Origin of the sequence: Kosakonia sp. MUSA4, from assembly GCF_013085925.1 — a bacterium.
Lineage (GTDB): Bacteria > Pseudomonadota > Gammaproteobacteria > Enterobacterales > Enterobacteriaceae > Kosakonia > Kosakonia sacchari_B.
Window position 1 is genome coordinate 5,149,861 of record NZ_CP025697.1, and the last position, 16,452, is coordinate 5,166,312.

General features: G+C 51.5%; 10 protein-coding genes and 1 pseudogene. 1 reads left to right on the plus strand and 10 read right to left on the minus strand.

The window, feature by feature from the left end:
- Positions 1 to 528: 528 nt before the first annotated feature.
- The 7 genes and pseudogenes from C0557_RS24560 to C0557_RS24590 form a co-directional block, all read right to left on the minus strand.
- A complete protein-coding gene (locus C0557_RS24560; RefSeq protein ID WP_208661961.1) occupies positions 529 to 1,047 on the minus strand; it encodes a DUF4303 domain-containing protein in 519 nt (172 codons plus the stop codon).
- Positions 1,048 to 1,407: 360 nt separating this feature from the next.
- Positions 1,408 to 2,001: pseudogene (locus tag C0557_RS24565) on the minus strand (RHS repeat-associated core domain-containing protein); the annotation flags it as partial.
- 78 nt (positions 2,002 to 2,079) lie between these two features.
- Positions 2,080 to 2,706 (minus strand): imm11 family protein, encoded by a 627-nt coding sequence (locus tag C0557_RS24570; RefSeq protein ID WP_208661963.1) that lies wholly within the window; start codon positions 2,704 to 2,706, stop codon positions 2,080 to 2,082.
- A 1,026-nt stretch (positions 2,707 to 3,732) separates the two neighbouring features.
- Positions 3,733 to 4,167, minus strand: a complete 435-nt coding sequence (locus C0557_RS24575; RefSeq protein WP_208661965.1) for an SMI1/KNR4 family protein — start codon at positions 4,165 to 4,167, stop codon at positions 3,733 to 3,735.
- A gap of 5 nt (positions 4,168 to 4,172) precedes the next feature.
- The gene (locus tag C0557_RS24580; protein ID WP_208661968.1) at positions 4,173 to 8,672 is read right to left on the minus strand and encodes an RHS repeat-associated core domain-containing protein; all 4,500 of its coding nucleotides are present in this window, start codon (positions 8,670 to 8,672) and stop codon (positions 4,173 to 4,175) included.
- Between the two features lie 3 nt (positions 8,673 to 8,675).
- Positions 8,676 to 9,089: a DcrB-related protein gene (locus C0557_RS24585; protein WP_208661971.1), complete on the minus strand. Its 414-nt coding sequence runs from the start codon at positions 9,087 to 9,089 to the stop codon at positions 8,676 to 8,678.
- A complete protein-coding gene (locus tag C0557_RS24590) occupies positions 9,089 to 11,011 on the minus strand; it encodes a type VI secretion system Vgr family protein (protein WP_208661974.1) in 1,923 nt (640 codons plus the stop codon). The genes C0557_RS24585 and C0557_RS24590 overlap by 1 nt, the downstream gene beginning before the upstream one ends.
- Before the next feature lie 524 nt (positions 11,012 to 11,535).
- Here C0557_RS24590 and C0557_RS24595 point away from each other — a divergent pair.
- Positions 11,536 to 12,240, plus strand: a complete 705-nt coding sequence (locus C0557_RS24595; protein ID WP_208661976.1) for a GNAT family N-acetyltransferase — start codon at positions 11,536 to 11,538, stop codon at positions 12,238 to 12,240.
- Between the two features lie 44 nt (positions 12,241 to 12,284).
- Here C0557_RS24595 and C0557_RS24600 read toward each other — a convergent pair whose 3' ends face one another.
- The 3 genes from C0557_RS24600 to C0557_RS24610 form a co-directional block, all read right to left on the minus strand.
- Positions 12,285 to 13,394, minus strand: coding sequence for a phosphoserine transaminase (locus tag C0557_RS24600; RefSeq protein WP_007369623.1), 1,110 nt, complete (start codon positions 13,392 to 13,394; stop codon positions 12,285 to 12,287).
- A 27-nt stretch (positions 13,395 to 13,421) separates the two neighbouring features.
- The gene (locus tag C0557_RS24605; protein WP_208661978.1) at positions 13,422 to 14,648 is read right to left on the minus strand and encodes a RimK family alpha-L-glutamate ligase; all 1,227 of its coding nucleotides are present in this window, start codon (positions 14,646 to 14,648) and stop codon (positions 13,422 to 13,424) included.
- A gap of 312 nt (positions 14,649 to 14,960) precedes the next feature.
- A complete protein-coding gene (locus C0557_RS24610; RefSeq protein ID WP_208661980.1) occupies positions 14,961 to 16,373 on the minus strand; it encodes a hypothetical protein in 1,413 nt (470 codons plus the stop codon).
- Between the last annotated feature and the right edge of the window lie 79 nt (positions 16,374 to 16,452).

A 16,452-nucleotide genomic window follows, 5' to 3' on the forward strand; every position in this document is an offset into this window, starting at 1 on the left:
GGATTCTATTTATCGAGTTCTTAACACCAGGAGCAGCGCGTTGGTGAGGGGAAATTAAAGGGAAACCGGGAACAGGAGGGTAAAGCATTAACCAATGGCCGGAAGGATTGCGGGGATCGCTTTGGTTTTAATTAACGGCTGGCTAAAACGCCGAAACAATCCATTGTGGAAACATCAACATTATACCTTTCTCTCAATATAAAAATTCAGATATCTTTTCGTATATTCTTTAAATAGTCTTTACTTACCATTTTGTAAGTGGCATCAAATTTTCGAGCGCCTCACTATATTTTCATAGTCATCACACTCATATCCAAATAAAGTGACTTCAATGATTTTCTCCAATTCAGCATCCACCTTTGATAGTTTTTTCGTTACCCGTTTAAAATAAAATACTAATTTTTACCGTAATATACCCCCCAAAGCTTGGATAACCCACAATTAACGCTGACGGATTCTATACACGCCAGCATTGAATTATAAATTAATTCCTTAGCACACAACAAATTAAAAAATAATTATCAAAAATCAATCATACCTTGAAAAAAAATAAGATATGGTAGACTCATCATTTATTTGTTTAGCTGAAGCATTTTCTACCAACTCTGAATCATCATCATCCGTGATCGTTACAAATAAGACTGATGACTTCAAGTATTCATTTAACTCCTCATTTTTAACTCTCTTGAGAGTTTGCGTTAAGCATTCAATCAAGTTCTGCTTGAACGTTATAAAATTCGATCTAGCTGTTGATTCTCTGAGAAGTTTACTAATATCGGTAAAAGCAACAGCATTGAACCCTTCATAAGCCCATTCTGATGTAGCCCATTTGTAGTAAGTTTGGTTTTCCTTACTTTTATCGTCTTCAGAATCAAGAATAGCTTTTAGACGTTGCTCAGAATTAGCACTTAATGATACTGTCATCGCACTACTGTCAGTATATAGAGCAAACGCATAGAAAACCTCAGTTGGATTTTCAGACAGGAGTTTTTTAATCGACTCCACTGTAGCCCGAACGCATTGATCTTCCAATTCATTCCAGTTCATATATCACCTCGACGTTTAGCTTCCAAAAACTTCTATTCCGATTTTCTGAAGAGCCGATTTCATTTCATTCGTGGCCTCGATTGTGCTCAAGCCTTTACTGCTTATAACTTCGTGAGCAGCTTCAAGTTTATTTGCCACTAGCTTAGCATTTGCAACAGTATGGCCCCTATTTTCTGCCCACATTAGTGCAGAGACATCTTCAACAGGATTTATGTCATATTTCTTCAGGACGTCTCTGCTCCTATTCAGAGCTGCCTGCATTTGTGGTGACCTTGAAAAATCACCTTTGAATACAATGTGATGCGCATGAGGATTGAGCATCGATGCTGGAGGGGTCGTACCTGTTTTTCTTGAATAATATGCTCCCCAATCCCTGTCAAGGCACGAAGATGCCAACCCCAGCGGATCCACCCACACCAGCGGGTCAACCACATAGGTATACGTATTAATCCCACCCAGCAACCCTATCGGGTCCATCTGGGTGTAGCAGCCGCCGGTTGGGTCGTAGTAGCGGAACGTGTTGTAGTGCAGCCCGGTTTCGCGGTCGAGGTACTGGCCCTGGAAGCGCAGGTTCTGTGGAGTGTCCCACTTCAGCGCATCGTTTTCCCGCTCCGTGCGTCCCCATGCGCTGAACGCGCCGCGCCAGACGATGTCGCCGTTACTGTCGGTAACCGATTGCGGCAACCCGTTGATTTCGCTGTGATACCAGTAGATTTCCGCATACTGCTGGCGGCTGTCGACGCGCGCCAGCGGCTCGTAGCTGTTTTCCGTGTAGATATACTGCACGGCGGCTTCCGGGTCACGGTCACGGGTTTCGCCCACCATTTGCAGCCCGGACCATGCGTACTGCGTGCGTTCCGGCGTACGGCTGTGGCGTCGCCACACCTGTTTCTCCGTGCGGCGGCCCAGCGCGTCGTAACGGTATTCCGCTTTGCTGAACTCCGAGTCGCCTTGTTAATGCTCTGGTATGTTTAATAAAGCCCGAAGACAATCGTTATAACCATCGAGCTTTTCAGGCATTATTTTTAATTATCACCAGCCAGCCCAGGCATCATATTTGAAATTTTCGTCAATAGATTTAAAGTCAACTCCTTTTAAACCCAGCATTTCAAATTTTTCTTTAAAAGACCTGGAGCATACTGGCTTTGATAATTCCTGACAGAAAAAGAGATTGTTTTTTATTTCTTTTTTTACAATAAACAAATCAATTGTGTCATAATACGTTTTATCAAGCCCACGAGATTCCGGGGTATTCAGTAAACCTGACTCAACATCCTGAGAAATTGTATAGTCAGACTTTTTTCGATCGAGAATCTCAATATAGTCCAGCAAGAAAAATAAATAATACTCTTTTCCAGTTTTTTTCTTTCTAAGGAGTGAGATATCAACTGGGATATGTATGCTATGTACCAAACATTCTTCACACAGTTTAAGAAAATCAAAAGAGACCAGATTATCACTAATCAAAAAATCGCCATCTAATTGTGTAGCACTCGCTTTTAAACGATATACCGGAGAAAAATCAGTGGATTTTGGCGGTGCTGTAAAAATATCATAGTCCGGTAATTCCGGGTCCCACTCTTTATCCATAAAATACGGAGAATCAGCATCATCTGGTAAATATTCCATAACATAAAATTGTGCAGTCGTATTACTCATAGTAATCTCCCGGTATTCGGATCAATTTTAAAAATGCCAGACTCAAGACCTTTGCTTGCCCAAGCCTGGATGTTTTTTACGCCTAATGCCAGTTGAGTATCACTCATTCTGCTGGCCTGACTTGCAAAAGTAGCGGAACGTGTTGTAGTGCAGCCCGGTTTCTCGGTCGAGGTACTGGCTCTGAAAAAAACTAAGCAGGACATCCCATGCCTGCAAAATCTAAAATATCACAACAAAAAATTTACGAGATTAACCTTTTCAATATTTTCATTTCATAGACATAATTATTTTTATCAACTCCTTTGAAACTTGATAGGCTTTTAAAGAATGACAAGGCATATTTTGGCATTTCAGTAATAAAAACATTTTTATTCACAACAACCTTTTCTTCAGAATAGAAAATTACCGTTAGCAAGGCATCCTGTCTGATAGGCTTAAACTTTACTTTAATTGGCTGATCAGGAAAATTCGTCTCAAACGCTTTATTTTCCGAGACTTCCTTAAAATCTGTCGATATTGCTAAAAGTGATTTTCTCTTTGTTTTCCGCAGCATAGGGGATAGTTTTGCGTACGTCTGCTTGCCTGACGCCCGTTTTGTGAGAAACTGCCAGCAACTTTTCCAGAGATATCAAAGCTCAGGCCGCGGATTCTATTTATCGAGTTCTTAACACCAGGAGCAGCGCGTTGGTGAGGGGAAATTAAAGAGAAATAAGGAACAGAAAAATATCACTTCACTCACTTCTCCTGTAGCAGGATTACTTAACGCAAAGCAGATGCTATATAAAAATATATAATCCAGCTTTAAATCTCGCAGTCTAAATTTCACACAAAAAAAACAACCAGAATTAAAATAAAAACAATCATCTAATTTTTATTACCGTAGTTTCTATTACCACTTCCAATGATAAGGAATTCTCTTCTCCGCTTATTCATTAATATTAATGAGAGTTATAATTAACGTGCCAACTAAAAATATTTGTGCCGGAAGAGATTTTAAAATCACTTCCGACCATAGGGGACTAAAATTTATGGGTTAGGATCATCAACTATAGACTCCAGAAAAGATGAAAAAGATGGCCATTCACCAAAAATTTCAGCTTCTTCATGTAAAACATAAAAATAAACCTTTCCATAATCTTTTTTTCTTAGTGAAATTGAATAGATTCCAGCTCCCGGATCGTAAGCGAATGGTAATAACTGACCCTTTTTAAATCCTTCAGGTAAAGACTCATCATCAAATTCGTCATAACACTCGGCAATCTCATCCAGAGAATAAAATGAATTTATTGGATAAATATTTTTCTCATCATGAACAAAAGATGGCTGAGGTTGCCCACCATTATATTTTTTATAGAGAGAGATCATTTCCTCAGGCAAAGTTGATTTAGTTATAGAGCCTAACCTGGCAAAATCCTGGTCGCTTGCGGGAGGAAGAGATTCTGTAAAAAATAAACTATTCATAATAATCACCATGTTTTGAATATATATTTAATACCAGTAATTTCCTGATATTGGCTCACTCCACCTACATGTGGAATACCCCTATGTGCAGCTTGTTGAACTAATTGCATAGTACCCGTATTTGTTACAGCGTCATAATCATCCAAATGATGCCAGACATAGCCTTTAGGTGTCGATTTCTGCCCTAGTGCAGCCATATTTGCCTTTTCAAAATCTTGATGATAATTACCTGTATATTCAATCCTCTGTATAGGATTTACACCTTCTCTTGTAAAGAGGGCATTACTATCGACATAATCCAGACCACCATTTTTTGTTGCTCTTACACCCGTAAAGCCCTTTTCTTCTAATTTTTTGATAGGGCAAACAGCCAACCCCAGCGGATCCACCCACACCAGCGGGTCAACCACATAGGTATACATATTCAGCCCACCCAGCAGCCCTATCGGGTCCATCTGGGTGTAGCAGCCGCCGGTCGGGTCGTAGTAGCGGAACGTGTTGTAGTGCAGCCCGGTTTCGCGGTCGAGGTACTGGCCCTGGAAGCGCAGGTTCTGTGGAGTGTCCCACTTCAGCGCATCGTTTTCCCGCTCCGTGCGTCCCCATGCGCTGAACGCGCCGCGCCAGACGATGTCGCCGTTACTGTCGGTGACCGATTGCGACAACCCGTTGATTTCGCTGTGATACCAGTAGATTTCCGCGTACTGCTGGCGGCTGTCGACGCGCGCCAGCGGCTCGTAGCTATTTCCCGTGTAGATATACTGCACGGCGGCTTCCGGGTCACGGTCACGGGTTTCGCCCACCATTTGCAGCCCGGACCATGCATACTGCGTGCGTTCCGGCGTGCGGCTGTGGCGTCGCCACACCTGTTTCTCCGTGCGGCGGCCCAGCGCGTCGTAACGGTATTCCGCTTTGCTGAACTCTGCATCGCCTTCAATGATGACCTGGCTGATGCGCTGCTCATCGTCATAACTGAAGCGCTGCACGATGCCGCGATGCGTATCGTGGCGTTCCGTCATGCGCCCGAAGCCGTCATATTCGCGGCGCACGCCGTCGAGGCGTTTTAGCAGGTTGTCCCAGACAGGCGGCAAATCCGCTGTTGTGCGGTTGTCTGCCGCGTCATACCAGAAACGCTCCTCCCCGGAAGGCTGAATGCTCTGCGTCATGCGGCCTGCCGCATCGTATCCCCACAGCGACTGGCGATATTTATCCGCAGGCGTCGGCGGCGCGCCATCGGTGTACATCTGGCGGATGATCTGATCGGCCCGATCCCACTGGTAGCGGCGCTCAAACACTAACCGCTGGCGCACATTATCAACACAGCGCCGCTGGCTGATGCGCCCGGCGATGTCGTAGTGCGTTTCCAGCTCCACCGCACCCGTGGTGCGGCGGGTTTCCCGGTGCAGCTTGTCGCGCTGGTAACTGGCAACCGGCAGCGTATTGCCGCCAATGGCAAGCTGCATCTCCAGCAGATGCCCGGTACCGTAGCGCAGATACTGCAACTGCCGCCCGTCCGGGAAGGTAGTGGCGCTGAGGTTGCTTAACGCATCGTACTGATGCAGATACGCGCCGGAATGGTTCTCTTCCCCCACCAGATCGCCGAGTTTATTGCGGCGGAAAACCACCACTTCGCCATTTTCCGGCTCGCGCTGGGCAATCATCGCCTGCCGCCACGCGCTGTACGGGAAACGGTGAATTTCGGTGCTCAGGGCGTAGTAGCGATACTCGGTGCGGTGCTGCTCGGTTTCCCGCGCCACCATGCGGCCGATCGCATCGTATTCATAGTTCGTCACCAGCGGCGACAAACCGCTACCGCTGGCGGGATGACGTACCAGCGTCGCCACCTGCTGCATGGCGTTGTACTGATACTCCGTCTGCCGTCCGGCGTAATCGTGCTGGCGGGTCAGCAAACCGTCAGGCGTATAGTCAAAACGCCATTGCTGGTTGTTGGCGTTGGTCAGCGTTACCAGGCGGCCCGCGCGGTTGAAGCGAAAACGCGTCACCTGCCCGGCGGGATCGATAGCCTCAGTCACCTGGCCGCGCGCGTTGAGCGTCACTTTACGCTCCAGCAGGCCATCAATATTCTGCCCACACAGCAGCCCGGCGTGGTTATAGCTGAACAGGGTTTCACGCCCGTCGGCGCGGATCCAGGTTTGCAGGCGGCCTGCCGGGCTCCAGATATAGCGTTCGCTGTTGCCGAGCGGATCGGTGGTGCTAATCAGTTTGCCGGAAGCGTCGTACTGGTTGCGGCTCTGGTAGCCGGAACAATCCTCTTCGCGGATAAGCTGGCCGAGCGCGTCCCACCAGAAGCGGTGGCTGTTCTCCAGCGCATCAATGCGCCGCAGCAGATCGCCCTGCGCATTCCACTCAAAGCGCGTTACGCCGCCTTCCGGGTCGGTCAGCTTCACCACATCGCCCGCCACGTTGTATTCGTACTGCCAGATTGCGCCATCGGGCAGCACTTCTTTCAACGGGAAGGCGTACAGCGGATGCCAGTTGGTCAGTGTCGTGCGGTCCAGCGGATCGCGCTCCATGGTCAGATTGCCGCGCGCATCCCACGCATATTCCCAGATCGCGCCGTCCGGCTGCACCATCGCCAGCAGTTGTTCGGAGTTGCCCGCCCAGCGAAATTGCCAGTTGCCGCCATGCGGATCGGTATAAGCGGTGATGCGAAACAGTTCATCCCAGTGATGTTCGCTTGAGACGCCTTCGTCGTTGCTGACGCGCGCGCGACGCTGTGTTTCGTCGGCATCAATACGCCAGCGTTCCAGCACCTCGCCCCGATCGTCAAGCACCTGGTACGCCTCAACGCGCCAGTGCCGCGAGTTGGCGTCGGGCCGCCACTGGTACTGCACTTTTAGCCCGGTGGCGTAGGCGTGCCAGGCCATCATCTCGCTGGCCTGATCCCAGCCGAACTGGCGGGTGACGATGCCGTCAGCGTCGGTGACGGCGATCAGTTGCCCCTGCTCGTTAAAACGGTAAGAGACCAACAGATGGCGTGTGCCATCGTACGCCTGATAAACCGCGCCCAGGCGGCCGGAAAGCGCGTCATACTCCAGCTCAACGTCCAGCGCCTCGTTATCGCCGGAGATGCGCACCAACTGCCCGTGCTCGTTCCAGCTAAAGTGCTGTACGTTTTCATGGCGGTCATAAATGCGCTGAATGCGCCACTCGCCAGGACGCGTTGGGTCCGGTTCGTACAACTGGTGCTCGCCGTCATTTTGCTGAATGACCATCGCCCCATTCGGGCTACAGAACAGCTTAATGCCATCTTCCTGGTAATCGATCATGTCGCCCGGCTGCACATTTCCCATGCCCAGCTCGCGGCCAGTCATATCAAGAAAGATCAGCTGATTATCCGCCTGCCGGTAAAGACGGGTTTCAAACGGCAGCATCCAGCCAGTGCCGAGCATGCCGGTTGACAGGTTGCGGCTGTGGTAAATGCGCTGCCAGTAAAGCGGCATTCTGTCCGGCAGGACGAAATCGAGATCCTCTTCTTTACTGAGGATTTTCGCGCCGGTAAGGATATTGACCGGGTGTACGGTGTTTACTGCTGCCGCCAGTACCGGCATCACGCCCGCCGAAGCAACATAAGCGCCAAGCGGACAGATAATTTCCCGCATCAGGCGGTTCACGATCAGCCGGTTACAGCCCATCTTGATAAGCGAGGGGATAATCGCCACGACTGCGCTGCCCAGCAGGTTGCCCGCGAGGTAAGCCAGTTGGTTTTTGCCACTGTGGATATCGCGCACGGTGATGGTGTCACCACCGATACGCACGCGCGGGTTTTCACTGACTTTGATTTCCGCTTCGCAGGTGCTGAGGTGACCATTGCGGGCAGCGGGCTGGTTGTTGATCAGCACCGCTTTTGAACCCTGGGCGATAAAGTTGCTGCTGGTGACCATATGGCCTTTTTTGCAGGCCACGTTATCGTGCGGCGCGGGAGACGCATACGGGCTGGCGCTCTCCACCAGCGGCTGCGTCAGGTCGTTCCAGGTGTTTTTGCCCCACTGTTTAACATCGTCCAGGGTCAGCTTGCTGGCGCGTTCAGCAATCGCCATCAGCGCTGCGCCCGGCATCAGCGCCGTTTTCAGCGTTGCGGCTACGCCCGCCAGCGCCATCATGCCGAACCCGGCCCAGTCGAAGCTGCTCTCATCCGCAGAAGCGGTCGCATTCAGGTAATCGCGATCGACAGTGCCGGCAGCACGCGCCGCCTTTTTGCCCATGATCAGCACGTTATCCGAGCCGGAGATAATCTGCGCATCGGGAGGCCCAGGGTCTATCAGGCTATCGACGAGTTTCCCCGCCGCGTTGCCAACGCTCTCCAGCGCGCCGCTGAACATCAAACCAGCCACCGCCACACCGGCGACAACCATGCCGATTGGCGTGGTGGCGGCAATAAAGATCGCGGCGACAATCGCCCCTTCCACTAATCCGCCGACAAAATCTGCCAGCGCAGAGCTATGGATCAGCGGGTCATCGATGCGCGCTGCAAGGTAATCCGTCATCCGTTACGCCCCCGGCTGCACACCGCTTTTTACTGCTGTCCAGAACGCCTCTGCGTCGGCATCAAACGGGGCGACACGGCTGAGCGTGAACGCCATCAGGTGATCTTCCACGCGGGCGACGGCGAGTTTTTCATATACCGTAACGTGTTGATTTTCAAAACGCAGTGCGACTTCACGGGCGGGCAGCCCGCCGATGACGCTATCCTGTACCTCGCCCAGCACCACTTTTTTCATGCTGCGCTTCACTTTCGCCAACTGCTGCTGGAGGAAATTCTCTTCCTCGCCGGGTTTGATATCCCACGCGCGGGTGATGACAAGCGTTGCGCCCTGCTCTTTGAATTTCAGCACGTTGATGCTGTGATCCTGATACGCGCCCGGCAGCGCCAGCACGCCTTCAGAGAGTGTAAACGTCGCCATTATTTATCCGTTCCTTGATTAAATGCGGCTTTTACCGCGGCCTGAATTTGTTCTGGTGTCGGCTCGACAGTCGGCAGGCTCTCTGGCCGCGTAATGTTCAGATCCAGCGTGCCGCCGGTATTGATTTCGCCATTGCTCAGCGCATCGATGCTGAAGTTCAGGCATTGCAGCGAAACCGTGCCGTTAGCGCCGAGCGTCAGCACCGATTTGCCCGCCACCAGCATGATGCCGCTGTCGGAAGCCTGCACCAGCGCGCCCTGCACTTTTTGGGTAAAGCCGCCGCCGACCAGTTGTTCATGTGCCAGTTGCGTGGCCTGGGTATGCGATCCCGCCACCGCGCCGGTGTAATCCCGCGTCACGTTAACGGTCTGCGAACCGCCAACGGTATGCGTTTCGTCGTTTTTCACGTTGGTATCAAGATTGCGCTCGGCCTGCAGCCATACCTGCTCTTCGCCTGCTTTATCTTCAAAACGCAGGGCGTTGGCGTTATCGACCGAGCCATCTTTCGAGCGGCTGAGGAAGCCCATTTGCGTCGCGGCAGCAGGCAGTGCCCACGGTGGCATGCTGGCTTCGTTATAGACGCGCCCGGTGATGATTGGCCTGTCCGGGTCGCCGTTGATAAAGTCGATCACCACTTCGTCGCCAACACGCGGAATTTGTACGCCGCCAAAACCCTGGCCCGCCCAGGCGCTGGAGACGCGCACCCAGCAGGAGCTGGTGTCATCGCCCTTCGCCAGCCGGTCCCAGTGAAACTTCACTTTTACCCGGCCATATTTGTCCGTCCAGATGCTTTCGCCCTGCGGCCCGACGACGCGCGCGGTTTGCGGGCCGTAAGTTCGCGGCCAGGCGGTTTGCTGCGCGGGGCGGAAGACCACCGAGGAGGGAATGACGCTGAAATCAATGCGGTGCACCGTCTGGCTATCCGCACCGCTGGCATAGCGATTTTCTTCGAAGTTGTAGTGCGCAGCGGTCACCAGGTATTCGCCGTTATCATTGAAAAACGCGGCATTGGTCAACTGGAAAGTGCTGCCCGGCACGATGCCGATCGCCGTGGCGGTGCCTTCGATTTGCTGATGTTCAACCTGCCAGCGCTCCTGGCGGATGCGGGCATAAAACTCGCCGTGGCCGTGCTCGACAAAACGCCCCGGCCAGTCGTAAACATCAATGCTGCCCGGCTGCGGCGACGAAGGGTTCTGCCGCGCCTGAAACAGCCACGCATTCGGCTTGCGGAAATCATAGTCGTCAAGGCTGTAGATGCCCGGCGTGACGCTGTCTTCCAGCGCCCACTGGCTGATGCCCTCTTCATCCGTGCTGCCGCCGGACGGCGTCTGGTGATACGGAATGGTTTCATAGCCGCTGAACGGTTGATGTTGCGTGGCGGCGTCGGTCAGCACCAGCGTGTGTTTGTCGGCTTCATGCTTAAAGTGGTAAGCAACCCCTTCCAGCTCCATCAGGCGGCTGATGAAATCGAAGCTGCTCTCCTGGTACTGCACGCAATATTCCCAGACGCGGTAACTGCCACTCAGCTTATCTTCCAGATTCACCTGGTATTCGCCGAGCAGGGTTTTGACGATTTGCGGCACCGTCTGCCCCTGGAAGATGCGCAGGTTACGGTCGCGCTTCATTGGCCACAGATCCGGCTCGACGGTAAGCTGATAGACAGCGTAGCGCGTCCCGCTCAGTTCCACCGCGCTGACTGCCACGCGGGTAATTTTGCCGTTGAAGTAGCGGGAGCCGGAAAGCGATTGCGTGGGCACGGTAACGGTGACCGCTTTGCCGAGCAACTGGCTGCGATCCATGCGCGCGTCGGTTCCCAGCAGTTGCAGGTTGAATGCAAACGCCTCGGATAACGCCTCACGACCTGAAAATTTCCAGAAAAGCAGTCCTTCGACGGGTAACTGAACAGTAATACGATTGCTCATAAATCGGATCCTGACATAACGACGCAAGCCGCTCCGGGCTTCGCCTGTAAGTTTAACGTTACGGAATAATTGACACGCTACCGCACAATTTCTGTAAATGTAAAAGGACGCTATTGTCTGATTTTTCGGCGCAAGAAATGCCAGGAATAGTCCTAATCAGGTATCTAAAAGCCAGAAAACCCGCCAATTTTTAGAGGGTTAGCCACGTAGCACAATCTGGAAATAATACTTATACGAAATTTTTATGACATTTACTCACGCGGAAACGTGTCATATAGATGTTATTTACCACAGATAAAACTATACCAGTGATAACGTTTTCTCGCCTATTCTCGCACTTTCACATTAAAGATGAGACAGCCGACAGGAAACACGGTATAACGTTTTCATTACCATCGCATCCTTATTTTTTACTTATATTAAATTAAGCCATTATATGCCCAAGGGCATAGACCCTACGAATATTTAATACCCATTTAATGGTCGTTAAGCAGGATTAAATTAGTACTAAACTGGAGGGAATAATGGAAACGTATAATCAGTATGGACAACGTATTGGTCAGGAATTTTCGGAATGGACAAAACGGGCGATGCCCGAGAAAGTCGCGCTTGCTGGTCAATACTGTAACGTTGTTCCACTGGCGGTTGATCACGCCGAAGACCTCTTCCCGGAATGGCAGAGCATCGACGACGATCGCGACTGGACCTACCTTGAGGATGTCAGGCCAAAGGATATGACGGCCTGTTATTCCTATTTAAGAAATCTGTCTACACACAAAGAAAGAATTTATTACGCCGTACAGGATAAAGCCGATCAGCAAATAAAAGGGATATTTTATGCCGGTAAATTTGATCCGGAAAATGGCTCCTTCGATATTGGCGGCGTTAACTGGACGCCATTAATGAAAAGGACGCGCATCAGCACCGAAAGTCTTTATTTGGTTCTGGCTTATTTCTTTGATCAATTAAAATACCGCCGCTGTGAATGGCGCACCAGCAGCTATAATACGGAAGCAATTAAATCGGCAGAACGAATTGGCTTTGTGAAAGAAGGCGTATTAAGGGATAAGCGCATTCGCAAAGGCCATCTGACGGATATTTCGGTGTTCTCGATTACCTTACGGGAATGGCCAGCGATCTCGTCAATGATAACCGGCTGGCTGCGCGAAGAGAACTTCGACGGCCGCAGCCGCCAGTTGCATACGCTGGCGTCGTTTCGCCGCTACTGAGGTCGCCATGCGTTGGCTTACTGCGCAACGCATGGCTTGAGGGCTTATTTTCCGTGCTGTTTGAAACGGAAATCGTCCATAAAGTTGCTCAGTTTTTCCACCGCACCAAGCGTCAGCGCGTTATAGATCGAGGCACGGATGCCGCCGATCGCGCGGTGTCCCGTCAGACCAGAGAAACCCGCCAGCTCCGCTTCCTGCAGGAATTTATCCTCCAGCGCCGCCGTCGGCAGTGTAAACGCGGCGTTCATATCTGAACGGAAGGCCGCATCTCCCCAGTTACGATAGAAACCGTCGCTGTTATCAATGGTGCTGTAGAGCAGCGCCGATTTCTGCTGGTTGATGCGCGCCATATTTTCCAGACCGCCAATATCATTCAGCAACCAGCGGGTCACCAGCATCACCACGTAAATGGCGAATACCGGCGGCGTATTCAGGTTAGAGTGCGCTTCCACCTGACGGCGATAATCGAGAAACGCGGGCAGGTTAGTCGGGCCGTTTTGCACCACGCTGTCGCGAACCAGGACGATGGTCACGCCCGCCGGGCCGATGTTTTTCTGCGCGTGGGCATAAATCAGCGAGAATTTACCGGCATCACACGGTTTGGAGAGAAAATCAGAAGACATATCGCAAACGCGCGGCACATCATCACGACCCAGCACGCGATCAAACTGTAAGCCTTCCACCGTTTCGTTGGAAACATAGTGGATATAAGGCGCGTCCGGGGAGAAATCCAGCTCTTCGTCGGTCGGCAGACGACGGTAGCCCTCTTTTTCACCGCTCCAGATCACGCGTACCGGCCCTTCGCGCATGGCTTCGGTGATCACTTTGCGGCTCCAGTAACCGGTATCGAAATACTCAGCCGGATGCTTTTTGCCGCGCAGCATAGTCATGGGCACCATCGAGAATTGCTGCGTTGCGCCGCCCTGTAAAAACAGAATGTGATAATCCGCAGGCAGACCCAGCAGCGTGCGAATATTATTTTCGGTTTCGCGTACCACATTTTCGAACCATGCGGAGCGATGGCTGATACCAAGAATCGACAGGCCCACTTCCGGGACATTAATAATAGCCTGCTGTACCTGGTTTAATACGACGTCAGGTAATGCGCCCGGCCCGCCGGAGAAATTAAGGGTGTTGTTAGGATTTAATGACATGTTATTTCCTGAGTCATAGTTATCGTTTTAAAGGGCCTGACCGGCGTACTTAAGCAGCATTTCCCGCATCGCGTTTTTCACTTTCAGCATGTGAATTTGCTTATTCGGGAACATCTCTTCATCGTCCATCGCATGAACAACCATTGCCGGGTCGATTTCAAAAATCAACAGTTCGCCGTCGCGCGTTTCCGCGCAGTCGATGCCGATATACTCCAGCCCGGTACGCTGGCTGATAGCATTCAGCGCTTCGCGATGACGCTCAGCAAAGTCAGAAAACTCATTGAAGAAACGGCCTTCCTGCGCGCGTTTGTCCGCATCTTCGTACATCCCGNCGTTGACGTAGTGGATCATCCAGTGCGAAGAGACGCCCATATGGCAGGCGAACGGTTTACCGTCGATCAGTACCACGCGCATTTTGCGGAACAGGCCGTCTTCGCCGCTGTAATCGACGAAGCGCGAAACGAAAAATTCCTCTCCGGCCGTCTCTTCCAGATAGGCCGTAACAGCAGCGGCAGAGTCGATTTTTTGCAGGCCGTGACCACCGTGGCTGCCTACCGGGCGAACAATAATCGGGAAGGTGTGATCGGCGGCGATATCCGCCAGCGTTTTCTGACCACAAGCGACATCATGCAGCGCCTGGCGGGAGACATGCAGCACCGGACAAATCACTAAACCAGGGACATTTTGCAGCAGCAGGCTGGCGTTATGACGTTCAGAAGTCGGGACGTTTTTCGGCGGGTTCAGGACCGGTTTTGGCCAGTTGCGCAGAGCATATTCAAGACGCAGAAGCACGGATTCCTGCTCATCGCTGGCGCCAATCGCCACCATAACCACGTCATGTTCCGGCACCGGTGCCGTCAGCGGATTGTCATTCAGCGGATCGACGTAGTAGTAGATGAGGTCGATATCGCTGTCTTCCATCAGGCAGTCGAGCGGGATATTTGCCGAGAGATTGCCCGGCACCATCAACATCAGCAGGCGTAATTTTGTCGGCTGGCGCGCTGGCCAGTGATAAACGCGCTGCAAATCCAGCGCCTGCGCCTGGATTTGCAGGCCCAGTTCTTCGTGCTTCAGGCTCATCATCGCGGTCGCGAGATTCATCCATAACACGGCATCTTCAGGGGCATTTTGCGCCTGCGCGATCATCTCCTGCGTGGCGGAGGTGAAGTCAACGCCCGCAATACTCATACGCAAAAAAGGCGCCATTCCGAGGAATCGCGCCGACGAAACGCCTGATTCAGTCGTTAGTGGCATGGTGGTTAATCCTGTTTGTATGGTGCATATCGCTTATGATGCGACATAACGCCAACAAACAATTCGCGGAATAGCGGCCTTAGTTGTCGGGATAACTGAGCGTAAACCGGCCAAATCAGTGACGCGGTGAATAAATAAAAGTAAAAAAAAAGAGTAATACTCGAAAAATAATTAATAAAAACAATCAGTAAATAACGACGCGTCTGACAGGAAATATAATGAAATATTTCCGTTTTAGCTGCTTCGTTACTACAAATAAATCGTGCGTCTTTGGGATATGAAAACCTGAGCCTTTCGGCCCAGGTTGATTGGCTAGCGGGTTATCTGTAGATCTTTGATGGTGACGGGCAGCTCCGCGCCGTCTTTCCACTGCGTTAATGGCATAAAGACGTTGTAATCGACAAGCCAGGCCAGCGTCTGTTTCTCGCCTTTATCGTCACTCTCCGTTTCGCATGCGACTTTCCAGTAGCGGCCAGTAAGTACGCTGCTGATCTGGCGAGCCTCATCGCTGCCGGTCACTTCGCAACGGCGGTTGATCGCGGTTTTGTCGCCCGCTTTACCTTTCGCAGGCAGCACCGTATCAAAGGTGAATTTCTGTCCCTGATGCAGCGGGAAACGCAGGTTGGTGTGCAGTTCGCTGATGATACTCGGCGAGTTATCCAGGCTGATACCGCCTTTTAACTGCCCAAGGTTACCCAGGGTCAGGCGCTGCGCCTTAAACACGTTGTAATTTTCCAGCAACAGCATCAACCCATTGGGTTGAACATCCAGCTCCATCGGCACGCCTTCATCACTCCCCCAGATCAGAGTCCACTGCATTTTTTTGAAGCGCGGCGTCGCCCACGGGTTAACAAGCTGCTGCGCCTGTTTGTCGATCTCCGCAGGCAGCGGGAATTGCGCCAGCCATTGTGGCGAATTGCTGCTCATATCCGGCAGCATCGGGCCAAGCGTAGAGGAGACGCTTTTTTTCTTCACCTGGGGAACATAAGCCCCTTCTCCTTTAAAGGCAGAAGGTGTGCTCATTGCGCATAGCTGCTTAAACGCCGCAGCAGTGGCGGGCGTATTGGTAAAATCCGCCGCCCGGCGCAGCGCTGCTTTCCCACTCAGGCTATCGGATACATAACCTTCCGGCGTCATATCCAGCCCGGCGAGCACGCTGTCTTTATTGGTTGCGCAGTTATAAGCGTGTACTTCGATTTTCATGTCGTACGGCGCATCATACGGCGGATCGTACTGAATCTCGTTGTATTCGAAGCCGATTTTCGCAATCAACAGATCTTTAGCGCGGATAACCGAAGCGGTATCCAGCAGGATCGGCGTGTCATATTGCGATTTTTTTTCAATGTAGACCCAGTTGGCATTTTTCAGCCCGGGAGATTTGCAGAGGCTGGCGGCGACATCATTCAGTTCGCTGTTCGGGCTGGGCGCGGCGTAACGTCCGTAGCTATCACCATAAAAACGGCGCACGACCGCCTCTTTATCGTCGAGCATTTCCCAGTACAGTTTCACCGCTTTTTGCGTGGAGCAATCGAAGCCGTCCCAACGGTTAATGTTTTGCCCATCTGCAAAAACAATGTGATTCATTGCCGTGATGCGATCGTTAAGTCGAATCATTACCAGCGGGTTTACCGTGCTGCTAACGACTTTTTTGCCCTGCCCGTCAGCCGCATGGCTGCTTAACGTCGCGGCCAGTAATGCTGGCAGAAGAATCTTGCCCGTTTTCATTTTCATTCCTTTGTCAGCGCAAAAATGGAGTAGCGCAATAGATGTGTAGTGATGAGGTTATCGGCAGCAGGCAGGAAAT

Excerpts from the sequence above, each read along its gene's own strand:
- C0557_RS24580 (WP_208661968.1), bottom strand. The coding sequence starts at position 8,672 with ATGACGGATTACCTTGCAGCGCGCATCGATGACCCGCTGATCCATAGC.
- C0557_RS24570 (WP_208661963.1), bottom strand. The coding sequence starts at position 2,706 with ATGAGTAATACGACTGCACAATTTTATGTTATGGAATATTTACCAGAT.
- C0557_RS24590 (WP_208661974.1), bottom strand. The coding sequence starts at position 11,011 with ATGAGCAATCGTATTACTGTTCAGTTACCCGTCGAAGGACTGCTTTTC.
- C0557_RS24610 (WP_208661980.1), bottom strand. The coding sequence starts at position 16,373 with ATGAAAACGGGCAAGATTCTTCTGCCAGCATTACTGGCCGCGACGTTA.
- C0557_RS24585 (WP_208661971.1), bottom strand. The coding sequence starts at position 9,089 with ATGGCGACGTTTACACTCTCTGAAGGCGTGCTGGCGCTGCCGGGCGCG.
- C0557_RS24600 (WP_007369623.1), bottom strand. The coding sequence starts at position 13,394 with ATGTCATTAAATCCTAACAACACCCTTAATTTCTCCGGCGGGCCGGGC.
- C0557_RS24560 (WP_208661961.1), bottom strand. The coding sequence starts at position 1,047 with ATGAACTGGAATGAATTGGAAGATCAATGCGTTCGGGCTACAGTGGAG.
- C0557_RS24595 (WP_208661976.1), top strand. The coding sequence starts at position 11,536 with ATGGAAACGTATAATCAGTATGGACAACGTATTGGTCAGGAATTTTCG.
- C0557_RS24575 (WP_208661965.1), bottom strand. The coding sequence starts at position 4,167 with ATGAATAGTTTATTTTTTACAGAATCTCTTCCTCCCGCAAGCGACCAG.